General features: G+C 73.1%; 15 protein-coding genes. 7 read left to right on the plus strand and 8 right to left on the minus strand.

What is annotated here, in order from left to right; genetic code table 11:
- Positions 1 to 38: 38 nt before the first annotated feature.
- Positions 39 to 1,118, minus strand: a complete 1,080-nt coding sequence (locus tag C4U03_RS12970; protein WP_235017808.1) for a BMP family lipoprotein — start codon at positions 1,116 to 1,118, stop codon at positions 39 to 41.
- 290 nt (positions 1,119 to 1,408) lie between these two features.
- Between C4U03_RS12970 and C4U03_RS12975 the strand changes: the two genes are divergently transcribed.
- The 5 genes from C4U03_RS12975 (at position 1,409) to C4U03_RS12995 (ending at position 8,036) form a co-directional block, all read left to right on the plus strand.
- The gene (locus C4U03_RS12975; RefSeq protein ID WP_103937955.1) at positions 1,409 to 1,825 is read left to right on the plus strand and encodes a cytidine deaminase; all 417 of its coding nucleotides are present in this window, start codon (positions 1,409 to 1,411) and stop codon (positions 1,823 to 1,825) included.
- Between the two features lie 23 nt (positions 1,826 to 1,848).
- Positions 1,849 to 3,123, plus strand: a complete 1,275-nt coding sequence (locus C4U03_RS12980) for a thymidine phosphorylase (protein WP_103937956.1) — start codon at positions 1,849 to 1,851, stop codon at positions 3,121 to 3,123.
- A 271-nt stretch (positions 3,124 to 3,394) separates the two neighbouring features.
- On the plus strand, positions 3,395 to 6,286 hold the full coding sequence (locus tag C4U03_RS12985) for a hypothetical protein (protein ID WP_103937957.1): 2,892 nt from the start codon (positions 3,395 to 3,397) through the stop codon (positions 6,284 to 6,286).
- Between the two features lie 24 nt (positions 6,287 to 6,310).
- Positions 6,311 to 7,405: an adenosine deaminase gene (locus C4U03_RS12990; RefSeq protein WP_103938020.1), complete on the plus strand. Its 1,095-nt coding sequence runs from the start codon at positions 6,311 to 6,313 to the stop codon at positions 7,403 to 7,405.
- A gap of 43 nt (positions 7,406 to 7,448) precedes the next feature.
- Positions 7,449 to 8,036, plus strand: coding sequence for a PH domain-containing protein (locus C4U03_RS12995; RefSeq protein ID WP_235017809.1), 588 nt, complete (start codon positions 7,449 to 7,451; stop codon positions 8,034 to 8,036).
- 57 nt (positions 8,037 to 8,093) lie between these two features.
- On the opposite strand, the gene C4U03_RS13000 is transcribed toward C4U03_RS12995, so the two are convergent.
- The 3 genes from C4U03_RS13000 to C4U03_RS13010 form a co-directional block, all read right to left on the minus strand.
- On the minus strand, positions 8,094 to 9,818 hold the full coding sequence (locus tag C4U03_RS13000) for a phospho-sugar mutase (protein ID WP_103937959.1): 1,725 nt from the start codon (positions 9,816 to 9,818) through the stop codon (positions 8,094 to 8,096).
- 4 nt (positions 9,819 to 9,822) lie between these two features.
- Positions 9,823 to 10,620, minus strand: a complete 798-nt coding sequence (locus C4U03_RS13005) for a purine-nucleoside phosphorylase (protein WP_235017810.1) — start codon at positions 10,618 to 10,620, stop codon at positions 9,823 to 9,825.
- Positions 10,621 to 10,747: 127 nt separating this feature from the next.
- Entirely contained in the window at positions 10,748 to 11,209 is a 462-nt protein-coding gene (locus tag C4U03_RS13010) for a gamma-glutamylcyclotransferase (RefSeq protein ID WP_103938021.1), read from the minus strand.
- 96 nt (positions 11,210 to 11,305) lie between these two features.
- Here C4U03_RS13010 and C4U03_RS13015 point away from each other — a divergent pair, with 96 nt between their 5' ends.
- Both C4U03_RS13015 and C4U03_RS13020 read left to right on the plus strand, forming a co-directional pair.
- The gene (locus tag C4U03_RS13015; RefSeq protein WP_103937961.1) at positions 11,306 to 12,688 is read left to right on the plus strand and encodes an NAD(P)H-quinone dehydrogenase; all 1,383 of its coding nucleotides are present in this window, start codon (positions 11,306 to 11,308) and stop codon (positions 12,686 to 12,688) included.
- 169 nt (positions 12,689 to 12,857) lie between these two features.
- Positions 12,858 to 13,133, plus strand: a complete 276-nt coding sequence (locus C4U03_RS13020; protein ID WP_103937962.1) for a GlsB/YeaQ/YmgE family stress response membrane protein — start codon at positions 12,858 to 12,860, stop codon at positions 13,131 to 13,133.
- A 198-nt stretch (positions 13,134 to 13,331) separates the two neighbouring features.
- On the opposite strand, the gene C4U03_RS13025 is transcribed toward C4U03_RS13020, so the two are convergent.
- The 4 genes from C4U03_RS13025 to C4U03_RS13040 form a co-directional block, all read right to left on the minus strand.
- Positions 13,332 to 13,658, minus strand: coding sequence for a DUF5313 family protein (locus C4U03_RS13025; RefSeq protein ID WP_103937963.1), 327 nt, complete (start codon positions 13,656 to 13,658; stop codon positions 13,332 to 13,334).
- Between the two features lie 297 nt (positions 13,659 to 13,955).
- Positions 13,956 to 15,302 (minus strand): hypothetical protein, encoded by a 1,347-nt coding sequence (locus C4U03_RS13030; RefSeq protein WP_103937964.1) that lies wholly within the window; start codon positions 15,300 to 15,302, stop codon positions 13,956 to 13,958.
- 69 nt (positions 15,303 to 15,371) lie between these two features.
- A complete protein-coding gene (locus tag C4U03_RS13035; protein WP_103937965.1) occupies positions 15,372 to 16,448 on the minus strand; it encodes a baeRF2 domain-containing protein in 1,077 nt (358 codons plus the stop codon).
- A gap of 166 nt (positions 16,449 to 16,614) precedes the next feature.
- The coding region (locus C4U03_RS13040) for a biotin/lipoyl-containing protein (RefSeq protein ID WP_327372696.1) at positions 16,615 to 17,352 on the minus strand (738 nt) is incomplete at its 5' end.

Below are 17,352 nucleotides of genomic sequence, written 5' to 3' on the forward strand. Positions count from 1 at the left end.
CGGCCGGTCCCGCCCCACGGTCGCGGACGTGTCGCCGATCAGCTGCTCTTCGGCTGGTTCGGGGACGTGATCTTGATGGTGCCGGAGATGATGTCCTGCTTGATCTTCTCCAGCTCGGCCTTCAGCTCGGCCGGGACCTTGCCGTCGAACTGGTGGAACGGCGCCAGGCCGGTGCCGCCGTTCTCCAGGGTGCCCAGGTAGGAGCCGGTGAGCTGCTGGCCCTTGGCGGCCGTCTCGATGGTGGTCTGCACGGCGCCGGCGATGCCCTTGGTCACGCTGGTCAGGAAGACGTCGCAGTACTGGCTGGCCGACTCGCAGCCGTCGGTGTCCACCCAGATGACGCTGACCTTGCCGCCGCTCTCCTTGGCTGCGGCGGCCGCGCCCAGACCGGTGCCGCCGGCGACCGGGAAGATGATGTCGGCGCCCTGCTGGATGAAGTTGCCGGCGATCCGCTTGCCGGCGCCCTGGTCGGTGAAGGAGTTGGCCATCGAGCCCGACTTGGGCTTGGCCTCGTTCCAGCCGAGGACCTCGACCTTCTTGTCCTTCTGCTTGTTGTAGTACTGGACGCCCTCGTAGAAGCCGTCCATGAAGATCGTCACCGGCGGGATGGGCAGTCCGCCGAAGGTGGCGACCTTGCCGCTCTTGGACATCCCGGCGGCCAGGTAGCCGGCCAGGAAGGAGCTCTGCGCGGTGTTGAACTCCATGCCGTAGACGTTCGGCGGCACCGAGCCGGAGTCGACGATGGCGAACTTCTGGTTCGCGTTGGCCTTGGCCGCCTGGCCGGTGGCCTCGGCCATCAGCCCGCCGACCGACACCACCAGGTTGCACTTCTGCGAGATCAGCCGGGTGATGTTGGGGACGTAGTCGTTCTCGCTGGTGGAGGCGACGTACTGCACCTCGGCGCCGGTGCTCTTCTTGGCCGCCTGCATGCCCGCCCAGGAGGCCGCGTTGAACGAGCGGTCGTCGATGCCGCCAGTGTCGGTGACCATACAGGCGGAGAAGTCCGAGGCCTTGGCGCCGGTGCCGCTCTCCTCCTCCTCGGGGGCGGAACCACAGCCGGCGACGAACAGGGACAGCCCGGCCACCCCGGCGACCAGCCGCATCAACTTAGCCACCATGCCTCCTAGAGCATGACACAGGGCGCAGAACCGTTCTGGTCGCCCGATCTGCCACCAGGATCAGGGTTCGGACATATCGCCCGCCATCTCAGGGGCAAGTTGTGGGGAGACCGTTATGCAACCGCAGGCATCCGGAGACAAACCCGCCACCTGGGCGATCGTCACCGTTACGGACAGGTTTCGGGCCACCCGCGACACAGCGGCCGTGCTGGAGCGGCCATATAGGTCTGTCTTTAAACCGTAATGCGGTCTTTGGTAGGGCGGAGGGGTGGCTCGCGTACGGTAGGCCCATGACAGAGATCGACTGGGCGCGGCTGCGGACCGCCGCCAGGGAGGCGATGCAACGCGCGTACGCGCCGTACTCCGGTTTCCCGGTGGGCGCGGCGGCCCTGGTCGACGACGGCCGGACGATCACCGGCTGCAACGTGGAGAACGCCTCCTACGGGCTGGGCCTGTGCGCCGAGTGCAGCCTGGTCTCGGCGCTGTACGGTCCGGAGAAGCCGGCGGGGCAAGACCGTCCCCGGCTGGTCGCGCTGTCCGTGGTGGACGGCAACGGAGACCCGGTGATGCCGTGCGGCCGGTGCCGCCAGCTGCTGTGGGAGCACGGCGGCCCCGGCCTGCTGCTGGAGACCGCCCGGGGCGTCGTGCCCATGACCGAGGTGCTCCCCGACGCGTTCGGCGCCGAGGACCTCGACCGGCTCTCCTGACTCGGCCTTTGGAAGGGACACCCGTGGACGCCATCGACGTCATCGTGACCAAGCGCGAGGGCGGGCGGCTGTCGCCCGAGCAGATCGACTGGGTGATCGACGCCTACACCCGCGGCGAGGTCGCCGAGGAGCAGATGTCCGCGCTGGCCATGGCGATCCTGCTGAACGGCATGGACCGCGCCGAGGTCGCCCGCTGGACCGAGGCCATGATCCGCTCCGGGGAGCGGATGGACTGGTCCGTGCTGGACCGCCCCACCACCGACAAGCACTCCACCGGCGGCGTCGGCGACAAGATCACCCTGCCGCTGGCCCCGCTGGTGGCCGCCTGCGGCGCGGCCGTCCCGCAGTTGTCCGGGCGGGGCCTGGGCCACACCGGCGGCACGCTGGACAAGCTGGAGTCGATCTCCGGCTGGCGGGCGTCCCTGTCCACCGGCGAGATGCTGCGGGTGTTGCGCGACACCGGGGCCGTGGTCTGCGCCGCCGGCGGCGGGCTGGCCCCGGCCGACCGCAAGCTGTACGCGCTGCGGGACGTGACCGGAACGGTCGAGTCGATCCCGCTGATCGCCTCCTCCATCATGTCCAAGAAGATCGCCGAGGGCACCGGGGCGCTGGTGCTGGACGTCAAGGTCGGCTCCGGCGCGTTCATGAAGACCGTCGAGCACGCCCGCGAGCTGGCCGCCACCATGGTCGCCATCGGCGCCGACCACGGGGTGCGGACGGTGGCGCTGCTCACCGCGATGGACCGGCCGCTGGGCCGCGCGGTCGGCAACGCGCTGGAGGTCGCCGAGGCGGTGCAGGTGCTGGCCGGCGGCGGTCCGCCCGACGTGGTCGAGCTCACCCTGACCCTGGCCCGCGAGATGCTGGCGGCGGCCGGCGTGGACGGCAAGGACCCGGCCGACGCGCTCGCCGACGGCTCGGCCATGGACGTGTGGCGCCGGATGATCTCCGCCCAGGGCGGTGACCCCGACGCCGAACTGCCCGTCGCCCGCGAGTCGCACGTGGTCACCGCCCCCGCCACCGGCGTGCTCACCAGGTTGGACGCCTACGGGGTGGGCGTGGCGGCCTGGCGGCTGGGCGCGGGCCGGGCCCGCAAGGAGGACCCGGTCTCGTTCGGCGCGGGCGCGCTCTGCCACGCCGCGCCGGGTGAGCGGGTGACGGCCGGGCAGCCGCTGCTGACCCTCTACGCCGACGACGCGGCCCGCTTCCCGCGCGCCCTGGCGGCGCTGGACGGCGCCGTCGAGATCGTCCCGGACGGTGCCCCCGACCTGCTTCCGCTGGTCATCGACCGGATCGCCTGAAAACGTCGCACCCGGCCGCTACCGTTCCCGGTGAAGATCACGCGGAACGGGGGTGTCGCGAGATGCGGCCTGACCTGGGCGGGCCGTCGGCCCGCGAGGGCGCTGCTCGGCGATGCGTGCTCCCACCCGTTCCGCCACATCGCCGGCGGCGCGCCCGGCCGGCTCCGCACCCGTTGACTTCGGGCCTCCGGAGCCGGCCGTCGCAGTGCGTCCCCACAGGCACGAGCCACGAGTTCGGTGCCGCCGTCCGGCCGCGTTCGAGGGAGCACCGATGACCGATGTCCTGCCGGATCCGCGGGAGCTGGCGGCGGTACGGCCGCCGGCGGCCAAGCGGATGATCACCAAGGTGGCGGAGCCGCTGCCCGCCTCCGAGCTGGCGCCGTTCTTCGAGCACGCCTGCCGGGAACTGGCCGGGGCGGGGCTGCCGGAACTGGCGCAGTGGGCGTTCGGCCAGGCCCGCAAGATCGACGTCGAGCAGCCCTCGACGTTCGACCTCGACCGGGTGCACGGGGTGTTCCTAGAGCTGGTGCCGACCGGGGCGGTGCCGCCGGCGGCGCTGCGCGGCCACGCCAAGGTGCTGGCGGAGCGGCTGCCGCCCGCCGAGGCGTACGACCGGTTCCGCGAGGTGCTGTGCGCGGGGTTCGATGCGGGGCTGGTCCCGTACGCGAACGTCTTCCCCGACGTGCGCAAGCTGGCCCGTCCGGCGAAAGTCAAGAAGCGGGCCGCCGAGGAGTGGCTGGCCGAGCGGATGCTCCGCGCCGGGGTGCTGCCGATCGCCTCACACCTGGTGTGGACGGCCGCACGCGAGCCGCTGGTGGCGCTGGCGGCCCGGGACGAGGAACTGCTGAAGCTGCTCGTCGCCGCCGAGCCCGACCCGGACCTGCACGAGGAGGAGATCGCCCAGGAAATCCGGCACATGTGGCTGGAGTGCCTGGTCGAGGCCGGGGCGGGCGCGCACCTGCCGCCGGAGTGGTTTTCCACCAGCGGGCGGGCCTGCCCCGCGCGGCTCCTGCTGACCCTGCTGGACCAGGCGGGGGAGCGGCTGCTGCCCCCGGACGCCGCCCCCCTCGACTGGGACGAGGACCCGGCGCTGTCGCATCCCGACTTCCGGCCCATCCTGCCCTTTCTGCAGGACACTGGTGGTTTCCCGCGCTGGGACAGGGCCGGTTTCGACATGGCGGCCCTCGCCGCGGAGGTGGAGGACACCGCCGGTTATCGCTTCGAGGTCGAGCTGGACGCCTTCATCCGGGACCTGGGGACCTTCGGCGGCGTCGACTACCTGGCCTTGATCCGCCGGTTGTGGGAGCAGCGGCCGCTTCGTCAGGTGCTCGAAGGGTTCGTGGCGGACTGGAAGGCCGATGCCCTCCGCCCGGCGCTGCCCGCCCTCGCCCACGCCCTGTCCCGGCTGCTGCCGCTCGCCCGGCACGGGTTCGCCGACCTGGACCCGGGCCTTTCCGCCGGGCTCGACCCCGCCGACCCGGTGGACGCGCTGCTGTCGGCGCTGCGCGGGGGCCTTCCGGAGGAGCTGGGAGTGCCGTCGGAGGGCGCCGTGGCCGCCGACATGCCCATCACGGTGATCCAGCATCACGACCACCTGACGTTCGGGCGGACGAGCTGGGCGGGCTGGGCGGCCGCGCACGCCGACCGGCACCGGCAGGTCGCCGCCGTCGACCTGAAGCAGCTCCCCGACAGCCTGGTGCCCTGGTACGACGGGGAGCGGTTCCTGGCGTCGCGGATCGTGGCCGGCCGGTGGCAGACGTTCACGGTCGAGGAGGGGCCCGCGTCCCAGGCCGTGCTGACCTGGGACGCGGCACTGGCCGCCGCGCGCCCCGAGTCCCCCTCCGCCGCCGACGTGACCTTCCCCGGCGCCACCGCTCCCAGCCGCGTCCGGCTGCACCGCGGGATCCTCACCGTGACCGCTCCGGACGGGACGCCGACCGCCCGGCTGGACTACCTCCCGCACAAGGCCCAAACAGGACCGTTCGTTCCACCGCCCGGCTGGTGGGCCCGGCGGGATCCGGTCGACCCCACCGGATCGGCGGCGCTGCGGCACACCGACCGGGAGACGGCCGGGCGGCTGCTGGAGGCGGCGCTGGGCGGGCCCAAGGCGGCCGCCGAGTATGTGGCGAGAGCGCTGCCCGAGGTGACCGAGCCGAAGCTGCGGGACGGCGTCGTCAAGGCCGCCGTCACCGCCGCACAGTGCCTGGTGCGCTCGATGGAGCTGCGGGAACGGCTCGGCCTTCCCCGGCCCGAGGCGCTTCCGATGCTGGTCGTGGCCGACCCCGCGCTGCCGTTCCGGCCGCTGGAGCCCCAGGTGGAGAGCATGGTGCGGGCGCGGCTGGTGGCCCACGAGCTGGAACGGGCGCTCGCCGAACCCGACATGGGCCGGCCGTACCTGGTCCGCACGATCCCCTGGGGCGAGAGCGGCGGCGGCCTCGGCGGGACGGCGCTGCGGATGCTGTGGCGCTGGACCTCCGACGCGGAGCGGGCACGGCTGCGGGGGACGCTGCTGGCGTACGCCAACGCACCACTGGCCGGCGGCACCGGCCGGTGGCGGACGCTGGAGTTCACCCCGAACGGCGCGGGCCGGCTCCAAGGCGTGCACACGCTGGAGGAGCATGAGCGGGCGGAGCTGGCCCTGCAGGAGACGACCGTCGGCCGGCTCTGGCGGACGCCCAACGGCGTGCTGCTGTTCTCCGGCTACCAGCACGGCAAGCGGACGGCGTACGCGAGCGAGTACTCGCCGGACGGCCGTTTCTCGGCGATCGAGGTGCCGGAGTGGCGGTCCACGGGCCTGCCCCTCCCGTCGTGGGGCACGGCCGACCAGATCGTCCGGCTGCTGCGCGCGGCCGACGAGCACGGCCCACTGCCGTTCGACCCCGCCGTGGTGCACGAGCTGGCCGGGCGGACCGGGCTGCCCGTGGCCGACGCGGCACGGCTCTGCTACGGCGTGCCCGGCGAGGACTGCCCGGCCGACGTCCTGGCCTGCTACCGCGACCCGCAGACCGGCGAGCCGGTGCCGACCCGCCTGTCCCCGCCCGACCGGAAGGTGATGCGGGAGATGCTGATGCCCGACGAGCCCGAACGGCTGTGGACGGCCGGGCCCGACATCGGCCGGGCCGCGGCGTGGTGGGCGGAGCGAAAAGGGGTGGCGGCCCGGTGAGCCCGCTCGGGTACTGTGCGGAAGGTGACTGCTCAACCCACGCTTGAGGCGATCCGGAAGGCCCCCAAGGTGCTGTTGCACGACCACCTTGACGGCGGGCTGCGCCCGGAGACCATCGTCGAGCTCGCCCGTGCCGGCGGATACGACGGGCTGCCCGCCACCGACGCCGAGGAACTGCGCACCTGGTTCACCGAGGCGTCGGACTCCGGGTCGCTGGAGCGGTACCTGGAGACCTTCCAGCACACCGTCGGCGTGATGCAGTCGCAGGAGGCGCTGCGGCGGGTGGCCTACGAGTGCGCCGAGGACCTCGCCGCGGACGGCGTCGTCTACGCCGAGGTCCGCTACGCCCCCGAGCAGCACACCCGGACCGGGCTGTCGATGGAACAGGTGGTCGAGGCCGTCCTCGCCGGTTTCGAGGAGGGCGGCCGCGACCACGGCATCCGGGTGGGCACCCTGCTCACCGCGATGCGCCACCAGGCCCGCAGCATGGAGATCGCCGAGCTGGCCGTCCGCTACCGGGACGTGGGGGTGGTCGGCTTCGACATCGCCGGAGCCGAGGCCGGCTACCCGCCCACCCGGCACCTGGACGCCTTCGAGTACCTCCAGCGGGAGAACGCCCACTTCACCATCCACGCCGGGGAGGCGTTCGGGCTGCCGTCCATCTGGCAGGCCATCCAGTGGTGCGGCGCCGACCGGCTCGGCCACGGGGTCCGCATCGTCGACGACATCACCGGGCGCGACACCCCGTCCCCCACGCTCGGCAGGCTGGCCGCCTACGTGCGCGACAAGCGGATCCCGCTGGAGATGTGCCCCACCTCCAACGTGCAGACCGGTGCCGCCAAGTCCATCGCCGAGCACCCCATCGGCCTGCTGCGGCGCCTGAGCTTCCGCGTCACCGTCAACACCGACAACCGGCTGATGAGCGGCACCGGCCTCGCGGCGGAGTTCGCCAAGCTGGTGGACGCCTTCGGCTACGACTGGGACGACCTGCAGTGGTTCACGGTCAACGCCATGAAGTCCGCCTTCATCGGCTTCGACGAGCGCCTGGAGCTCATCAACGGCGTGATCAAGCCCGGTTTCGCCCAGCTCAAGTGGACCGGCTCGCGCACCCTGACATGACCGGACCGTACGACCCGCCGGGCGGCCGCCGGTGAGGCCTCTGGTGTTCCGTCCGACGGCGGCCCGTGTCGGCGCCTGGGTCTGGCTGGTGTTCGCCGCGTTCAACCTCGCCGACATCGCCTGGCGCGGCCGCAACCTGGCGTCCCTGATCGCCGCCGCCGTCATCCTGTTCCTCTGCGGCCTGGCCTACGTGCTGGGCCTGCGCCCCCGGATCGCCGCCGACGACACCGCCCTGGAGCTGCGCAACCCCCTGCGCGACGTCCGCGTCCCCTGGCCGGCCCTGCGTGGGATCGAGGCCGACCACGCCCTCGACGTCCGCTTCACGGTGGCCGGGGGAGCCGACCGCACGGCCAGGGCCTGGGTGCTGCAGACTTCGCCGCGCGCCCGCGCCCGCGAGGAACGCCGGTTCCGCAAGGAGGCCCGTCATCTTCCCCCTGAGGTGGCGGCCAAGGCGGCCGGCCGCACCGCGCTGGGCTATGCCGCCGAGCAGCTCAACGAACTGGCCGCCCGGCGACGCCGTGCACCCGGGGACGGGACCGGGACGGTCGCCTGGTCGATACCGGCCATCGCGGCCCTGGCCGTGCCCGGGGTCCTTCTCGTGGTGACGGTCGCCCTCGGTTTCCTGCGCTGACCCGGCCGGCGCGCCAGAATCGGCTCCAGGGGCGCCGGCCGGCTGCGGACCGGCCGGTCAGCCCAGGCCGAGGGCGGTGTCCAGGTCGGTGCGGATGGTGTCGAGGGCGGTGGTGGCGCGGGCGCGGGCGGCGTCGACGTCGTCGCCGGGCGGCAGGACGACCTCCAGGTAGCACTTGAGCTTGGGTTCGGTGCCGGAGGGGCGGATCACGACGCGGGCCCTGCCTTCGGCGCCGGTGAGGTGGAGGCGCAGACCGTCGGTGGGCGGGAGACCGCCGTCGCCGGCCGCCAGGTCGTCCACCCGGGCGACCGCGCGTCCGCCGAGGGAGGCGGGCGGGGTCCGGCGCAGGCGGGTCATGGCGTCGGCGATCAGTGCCCGGTCCCGGACGCGGACGGACAGGGCGCCGGTGGCGTGCAGGCCGTAGCGGCGGGCCTGGTCGTCCAGCAGGTCCAGCAGGGTGCGGCTGTCCCGCTTGGCCTGTGCGGCCAGGGCGGCGACGGTGAGGGCCGCGCCGATGCCGTCCTTGTCGAGGACCGGGACGCCGCCGTCGCCGCCGACGCTGTAGCCCAGGGCCTCCTCATAGCCGAAGACCTGCCGGTCGTCGGGGGCGGTACGGGCCTTCATGATCCACTTGAAGCCGGTGAGGGACTCGGCGAAGCGCACGCCGTGCTCGGCGGCGATGCGGCCCAGCAGGGACGAGGAGACGATCGTGGTGACGACCAGCCGGTCGTCGCCGTGGGTGTGCCGCAGCACGTGCTCGGCCAGCAGCGCACCGACCTCGTCCCCGGTGAGCATCCGCCAGCCGCCCGCGGCGGGCACGGCCACGGCGCAGCGGTCGGCGTCGGGGTCGTTGGCGATCACCAGGTCGGCGTCCTGCCGCTCGCCGAGCGCCGTGGCCAGGTCCATGGCTCCGGGCTCCTCGGGGTTGGGGAACGCCACTGTGGGGAAGTCCGGGTCGGGCCGCGCCTGCTCGGGAACGACCTGCGGGGGCGGGAAGCCCGCCCGCTCGAAGGCGCGTCGCAGCACCTCCAGGCCGACACCGTGCAGCGGGGTGTAGGCGACGGAGACGTCCCGGGGACCGTCGCCCAGCGGCAGTCCGTCCAGCGCCCGCAGGTACGCCTCGACGATGCTCTCGTCCAGGACGGTCCAGTCGCCGGGCCCGCCGAGGGGCAGCTCGTCGACCCGCCCCACCGCGTCGATGGCCACCGAGATCTCGGCGTCCAGAGGCGCCAGGATCTGCGCGCCGTCGCCCCAGTAGACCTTGTACCCGTTGTCACGGGGCGGGTTGTGGCTGGCGGTGACCATGACGCCCGCGTCCGCCCCCAGATGCCGGACGGCGAAGGCCAGCACCGGCGTCGGCAGGGGCCGGGGCATCAGCCAGACCCGCAGCCCGGCACCGGTGAGAACGGCGGCGGTGTCCAGCGCGAACCGCTCCGACCCATGCCGCGCGTCATACCCGATCACCACCCCGGGCCGCCCGCCCGCCCCGGAACGTTCGGGAGTGCCGGGGGAGCGGTCTGCGGTGGGGGGTGCGGGTGGGCCGGACAGCAGGCGGGCGGCCAGACCGGCGGCGGCGCGCATGACGGTGACGCGGTTCATACGGTTGGGGCCCGCGCCCAGCTCGCCGCGCAGGCCGGCGGTGCCGAACTCCAGGCGGGCGGCGAAGCGGTCGGCCAGGGCGGCGGTGTCGTCGGCGTCCAGGAGAGTCTTCAGCTCGGCCCTGGTGTCAGGGTCGGGGTCCTGGGCCAGCCATGCGGCGGCGGCCTCGCGGAGCTCGTCCACGGCGTCAGAGCTTGGGGAGCAGGGTGGCCAGCAGCTCGCCCATGCGGGCGGCGGAGGCGCGGCCGGCCTCCAGGACCTCCGCGTGGTCGAGGGGGCGGTCCGACAGGCCCGCGGCGATGTTGGTGACCAGGGAGATGCCCAGGACCTCCGCGCCGCCCCGCCGGGCCGCGATCGTCTCCAGCACCGTGGACATCCCGACCAGGTCGGCGCCCAGCGCCTGGAACATCCGGATCTCGGCGGGGGTCTCGTAGGTCGGACCCCGCAGCGCCGCGTAGACCCCTTCGGCCAGGGTCGGATCGATCTCCTGGGCCAGGGCGCGCAACCGCCGGGAGTACGCCTCGGTCATGTCCATGAAGTCGGCGCCGGTCAGTGGGTTGGCGCCGGTCAGGTTGAGGTGGTCGGAGATGAGCACCGGGTCGCCGACCTGCTGCCGCTCGGGCCGCAGCCCCCCGGCCGCGTTGGTGAGTACCACCGTCTTGACCCCGGCCGCCAGCGCGGTACGGACCCCGTGGACGACCGGCTCGACGCCCCGGCCCTCGTACAGGTGGGTGCGGCCCAGGAACACCAGCGCCCGCCGGCCCCCGACCTCCACCGCGCGGACCCGGCCCGCGTGGCCCGCCACGGCGGGCGGCGCGAAGCCCGGCAGCTCGGTCACCGGCAGTTCGGTGGCGGGCTCGCCCAGCGCGTCGGCCGCGGGCACCCAGCCCGAGCCCATCACCAGCGCCACGTCGAAGCCGTCGAAGGAACGGGACCGCAGCTCGTCGGCGGCGGCCCTCGCCAGGTCAAAAGCGTCGTTGCTCACCCGTCCGACACTAACAGCGCCCCGCGGGACCATCGCGCCGCGAACCGGACGGACCGGACGGACCGGACGGACCGGGCGGGCCGGGCGGGCCGGACGCGGGGCCCTGGCCTCCGGACGCGGGAGCGGGTCAGGCGGGCGGCTCGCCCAGGGACTTGCAGGGGCGGGTGCGCAGGCCCTTGACGTAGTCGTCGGGGGCGCCGGCGGCCTCCGCGGCGTCGGCCAGGATGCCCAGATAACGCGCGGACGGCAGGCCGCCCTCGTAGTCGTCCAGGACGTACATCCAGCACAGCACGTCGCCGTCGAGGGTCTGCACCCGTACCCGGATCTTGCGGTAGACGCCCAGGGCGGCGCCCTCCCAGGCGTCCAGCTCCTGCTCGTCCCAGGCCGGGACGTCGTAGAGCACGACGAACACGTGCTCGTCGGGATCCTCGACCACGGTCGCCAGCGCACCGTCCCAGCCGACGTCCTGGCCGCCGAAGGTCAGCCGCCAGCCCTGCAGCCAGCCGGTTCCCCGCAGGGGAGAGTGCGGTGCGCGCCGAGCCATCTGCTCGGGGTCCATGTTGGAGGCGTACGCCGCATACAGAGCCACGATCGCCAAGCGTACGGGGTGCCGGCGCCGCCGCGGGGGCCGCCGCCCCGGTACGACCGGCCCGTTCACTGGTACGGATGGGAAACAATGGTGGATATGACCCGCATCGTGATCATCGGAGGAGGCCCCGGCGGCTACGAGGCCGCCCTCGTCGCCGCGCAGCTCGGTGCCGACGTGACCGTGGTGGAGCGGGAAGGGGTGGGCGGTGCCTGTGTGCTCACCGACTGCGTGCCCTCCAAGACGCTCATCGCCACCTCGACGCGGATGGCCGTGCTGTCGGAGTCGGCGTCGCTGGGGGTGCGCTTCAACGGCGGCCCGGACGGCATCGTCGGCGGCCTGGAGGTCGACCTCGGCCTGGTCAACAAGCGGGTCAAGGACCTGGCCAGAGCCCAGTCCTTCGACATCTCCGAGCGGCTGGCCTACGAGGACGTGCGGATCGTGCGCGGCGAGGCGCGGCTGACCGACCCGCACACCGTCACGGTCAACGACACGGACCTGGCCGCCGACGTCGTGCTGATCGCGACCGGCGCCACCCCGCGGGTGCTGCCCGGCGCCGAGCCGGACGGCGAGCGCATCCTGAACTGGCGCCAGCTGTACGACCTGCCGGAGCTGCCCGAGGAGCTGATCGTGGTCGGCTCTGGTGTCACCGGCGCGGAGCTGGCCGGCGCCTACCTGTCGCTGGGCTCGAAGGTGACCCTGGTCTCCTCCCGGGACCGGATCCTGCCCACTGAGGACGCCGACGCCGCCAGCGTGCTGCAGGAGGTCTTCCTGCGCCGTGGCATGAACGTGTTGTCACGTTCCAGGGCGGCCGGCGTCCGGCGCTCCGGCGACTCGGTCATCGTCACCCTGGAGGACGGCCGCAAGGTCGAGGGCTCGCACTGCCTGATGACCGTGGGCATGGAGCCCAACACCCGCGGCATCGGGTTGGAGAAGGCCGGCGTGCAACTGTCGCGGGGCTTCGTGAAGGTCGACAAGGTCTCGCGCACCACGGTCAGCAACATCTACGCCGCCGGCGACTGCACCGGCGTCATGATGCTGGCCTCGGTCGCCGGCATGCAGGGCCGCATCGCCATGTGGCACGCCCTCGGCGAGGCCGTGCAGCCGCTCAAGCTCGGCTGGGTGGCCGCCAACATCTTCACCGACCCCGAGGTGGCCACCGTCGGCGTCACCCAGAAGATGATCGACTCCGGTGAGGTCAACGCCCGTACGGTGATGCTGCCGCTGTTCAGCAACCCGCGGGCCAAGATGCAGGGCTTCGAGGACGGCTTCGTCAAGCTGTTCTGCCGCCCGTCCACCGGGATCGTGCTGGGCGGCGTGATCGTGGCGCCGCGCGCCAGCGAGCTGATCCTGGGGCTGTCCATCGCGGTGCAGCAGCACCTGACGGTCGACCAGGTCGCGCACACCTTCGCCGTCTACCCGTCGCTGTCTGGCAGCATCACCGAGGCCTCCCGCCGCCTCATGCAGGAGTCCGCCTACTGATTCCCGGTCGTTGACCGGTTCGTGATGACCTGGAATCTTCCCAGGTCACACGGGGTCGAGAGGGCGCCGCAGGCCCGATGGGCAGGCGGATCGGGGACTCACAGGTGATAAACGCCGCTGAGTGGGCACACGTGGCGCGACAGACATCCTCAAGGGGAGGTCAAGCCAAGTGACCGTCACAGGAATCATCACCGCGATCATCATCGGTGCGATCATCGGAGCCCTGGGCCGGCTGGTCCTGCCGGGCCGGCAGCCCATCGGGATCCTGCTGACCATCGGGGTCGGCATCGTCGCCGCGCTGATCGGGACCGCGTTGGCCCAGCAGGTCGGCGTCGCCACGACCAAGGGCGTCGACTGGATCGAACTGGTCTTCCAGATCGGCCTCGCCGCCGTCGGTGTGGCGCTCGTCGCCGCCTTCCGGCGCCGGGGCACCCACCCCCGCTGATCGCGCTGACGGGCCGGAGTCCTCGGCCGAGGACGTTCCGCCCGGCGTGCCCCTGATCACCGGAACTCCGGGGACCAGGGGCGTGCCGGGCGGTTCGCGTGTCCGCACGGAGCCCGCGCCGTGAAGCCCTCCGCACGAAAGTCCCCTCCGCGAGGCCGTCGGCCGACGGCGCCACTCCGGCGGTAGGGCCCGGTCCGTTCAGCCGGCCCGGCCGGCGGGGGGCAGGCCGTGCTGGCGCAGCCGGGCGTTGCGCAGGTCGTCGGCGCTGACCACCACGGTGAGGGAGCTGGCGAGCAGGGCCAGCAGGGGAACGGTCAGGTGCATCCACCACTCCCCGGGCAGCAGGGCCAGCAGCATGCAGATCGGCAGCATGACCGCCAGATGACGGGCCATGAGGCGGCCCCGCCACCCGGCGTCGGTCAGATCGTGGCGCACCCAGTCATGGTTGGCGGGCGGCAGCCGGAAGCCGAGCGCGTAGCGGACCCGCTGCCAGGGCCCCGGATCTCCGGGCAGACGCCCCCTCACCCGCGGCCCCGCCCAGGACGCGCCGGCTCGTGACGCCCCCGTCCGCAACACGCCCGGCCGCGGGACATCGGTCCACTCGGCTCGCAACACGCCGACTCATCCCGGCCCGGCTCACAGCACCTCGGTCCCCAACGCACGGGCTGACGATACGCCGGATCACCCCATACCAGTGCATCGCAGAATGAGTCACCGCATATCTGTGCATCACGGGCCGACTCGCGACGTACCGGTGCATCGCGGACCGGCTCACCATGAGTCGTTCCGCGATGCACCGGGCCGTGCCGTACAGGCGTCGGCTCAGAAGTCACCGCCGCCGAAGTCGCCGCCGCCGCCGAAGTCGCCACTGCCGAAGTCCCAGCCCCCGCCGAGGTCGCCGGTGTCGCCGCCGAAGTCCTGGGGAGGAACCCCCATGCCTCCCGGATAGCCGCCGAAGCCCCATCCGCCGCCGAACATCGAGCCCAGCGCCGTCCCGATCAGCATGCCGCTGAGCAGGTCGACGCCGCCGAACCCCCGGTAGTAGCCGCCCGCATAGGGCGCGTAGGCGGGGCCGGCCTCCCAGTAGGGCCGCCGGGTGCCGCCCACGGGGACCATACGAGCGTCGGGGGAGGCCCCGATGAGCACCGCTTCGGCGTCGGCGGCGCAGGCGGGCACCTCACGGGGTACGCCTCCAGGCGGTGCCCACAGGACGTCCTGCACGGAAGGGCCGTGCTGCGGGTTGAAGAAGCACGGCGGGCGGCGCTCCGGCACAGGACGCCCTTCCAGACGGGCGCGTACCGCCGTCATGTAGTAGCGGCCGTCCTCCAACGCGGAGGTGACGTTGCGCATGTCCTCGGGGTGCTGGGCCGCGTCGACGGCGGCCTTGGCAGCGTCGTAGGAGTTCAGCGCGTGCGTGTAGTCCTCGCGGGCCTCGGGGGCGAGCTTGGGGTCGGTCAGGTTGAGGTCCAGGGCCGCGATGTCCTCGCCCAGCCTGGTGACGTCCTCCTGCACGCCTTCCTTGAGCTCGGCCATCTGTTCGGCCTCGCGCCTGCGGCGCCGGTTGCGCGACGTCAGCATCAGCCCGGCGACCCCGGCCACGACGAAGACCAGCAGGCCGAGCAGCACGAACGAGGTGACCGTACCCGACCGCTCGTCGGCGGCGGCCTGCCGGTCGGCGAGCCTGCCGAACTCCACCAGCCGGTTCTCGATGTTCCCGCCGCTGGTCTGCGCGATCACCCGGTTGATCTCCGAGCCGGACAGCCGGTCGGAGATCCCCAGCATCTTGTCGTCGGCCGTGATCGCCACATAGGTGCCGCCCCGGCCGACCCGGTCCTGCACCGCCCGCAGCATCCCCACCAGAGTCTGCTGGCCGACGCCCGGCTTGGTGACGACCGCCCGGACGTCGGCGTGGCGGGCCTGGTCCAGCGCGGTGCGTACCCGGGCCTGCGCCCCGGCGTCCAGCGCACCGCGCGCCTCGGTGGTCACGTACAGCCGGGAGGAGCGCAACCCGTCGGCGATCTGGCTGACGGTGTCCGCGCGGGCGGGCGCGGCGAGCCCGACCACCCCGGCGAGCAAGGTCAACAGCAACAGCCCGGCCATCGCCAGAGCGGCGGCGGGCCGGGCCAGGGCGGTGACCGTGGCCCCGGTCCTCTCCTGGAACGGAGCCATGGTCCCAGCCTTTCTCTGGAACGGAGCCATGATTTCAGTCTGCCCCTGGAACGGAGATGAAAGCGCAGCTCACGCCGCGGTGTAGCGCAGTATCGCGCCGACCCGGTCCGGCGGCTCCACATCCTCGGTGAAGAAGATCTCCGCGTCGGTGGCGGTGGCGGCGCGCGCCAGCACCGAACCGGTCTCGGCACAGCGCGGATCGTGCACGCCCAGCTCTCGCAGCTCCTTCTCGGAGGTGGCCAGCTCGTGCGGCTGCGACCCGTACCACAGCTCGCCGCGCAACGGACGGGCGATCAGCAGGGTGTCGACCTGGCCGCCGCGCAGCGCCTCGGTGACGTCCGCCAGCCCGGCGACCGCGTCACCACGCCCGTGGGCCTCCCGGAACCTCGCCACGGCCGCGTCCCGGCGCTCGCGGCGGCGTTCGTCGAGGATCGCCCGGACCTCCTGCTCCCACGCCTCGTCGTCGGCCCCCGAGCGCACGCCGTGCTCGGTCGGCACCGCGCGGCCGGCGTACGGCTCGCCGAGGCTCTCCAGCACCAGCTCGCGGGCGCGCACGTCACCGCCCACCAGGACCACCTGGGCGTCCACGGCCTCGGCCTCGCGCATCACCTGGGCGGCGACCTCACGGGCGTTGGCCTCCCAGGTCTCCTCGGCGTTGCGCTGGTAGTGCGACTCCGACCAGCCGCCCGCCTTGACCTTGCGGATCGGCCATTCGATGCCGTCCACGGTGGTGACCTGCCGCTTGTCGCCGACACTGATGATTTCGGCGCCCTGCCGGTCGGCCTTGACGCCCACGTGCGGCACCGGCTCCTGCCGTTCCTCCAGCAGGGGCATCACCGCAGGCAGTTCGCCGACCTGCGTCGACACCTGGGACGGCGACTCGGGCAGGACCTCGTTGTGCACCACCTGGCCGTCGGTGGCGAACAGCGCCCGCCCCGGGGCGGCGCTGTCCCGGTCGAGGACGACCTGCTCGATCGCGTCGAGGGTCGCGTCGTCGGCTCCCAGCCGGCCCAGCTCGATCCGCGCGTGCCGCCAGCGCAGCGACAACGCCTTGGCGGCGTCGGCGGTGTGCCGATCGGTGCACAGATAGAGGGAGGCGAACGGGCCGGACCGCTCGTAAAGCGGACGTAGATAGGCGAGTTTCACGAGTGCTTCCTCCTTCGCGGGCTCGCCGTACCCATCAGGAGGGATCCATTCATGGTCGGGCGCAAAAAGCCGGGCCGTCCTCCGCGAACTCCTCGTCGCCCCGAACGCGCCGGTGGCCCCCGGCCGTCAGGCCGGGAGCCACCGGGGACCGCGGTGGGGGCGCGGGTCAGGCGTCCTTGATCTCGCAGATCACCGCACCGCTGGAGACCGCGCCGCCGACCTCGGCCGACAACCCGGTGATGGTGCCGGCCTTGTGCGCGGTCAGCGGCTGCTCCATCTTCATGGCCTCCAGGACCACGATGGTGTCGCCCTCGGCCACGGTGGCGCCGTCCTCGACGACGACCTTGACGATGGTGCCCTGCATCGGGCTGACCAGCGCGTCGCCGCCGGCCGCCGCGCCGCCGCCCTTCCGGCCGCCGCGCTTGCGGGCCGGCGCCGCCTTGCCGGCCGCGGCGGCCGAGCCCAGCGCGCCGAGCCCGGCGGGCAGCACGACCTCCAGCCGCTTGCCGCCGACCTCGACGGTGACCCGCTCGCGCTCGCCGGTCTCCGCCTCGTCACCGGCGGCGGCGCCGGAGTACGGCGCAATGGTGTTGTTGAACTCGGTTTCGATCCAGCGGGTGTGGACGGAGAACGGCTCGGAGGCGTACGCCGGGTCCTCCAGCACCACCCGGTGGAAGGGCAGCACGGTGGGCATGCCGTCGATCTGCATTTCGGCCAGTGCCCGGCGGGAGCGTTGGATGGCCTGCTCGCGGGTGGCGCCGGTGACGATCAGCTTGGCGATCAGGGAGTCGAACTCCTGCGGGACGGTGTGGCCCTCCTCATACCCGGAGTCCAGCCGCACCCCGGGACCGGACGGCGGGCGCCAGGCCGACAGGGTGCCGACCGCCGGTAGGAAGCCCCGGCC

Origin of the sequence: Thermomonospora echinospora, from assembly GCF_900108175.1 — a bacterium.
GTDB classification, from domain to species: Bacteria; Actinomycetota; Actinomycetes; order Streptosporangiales; family Streptosporangiaceae; genus Thermomonospora; species Thermomonospora echinospora.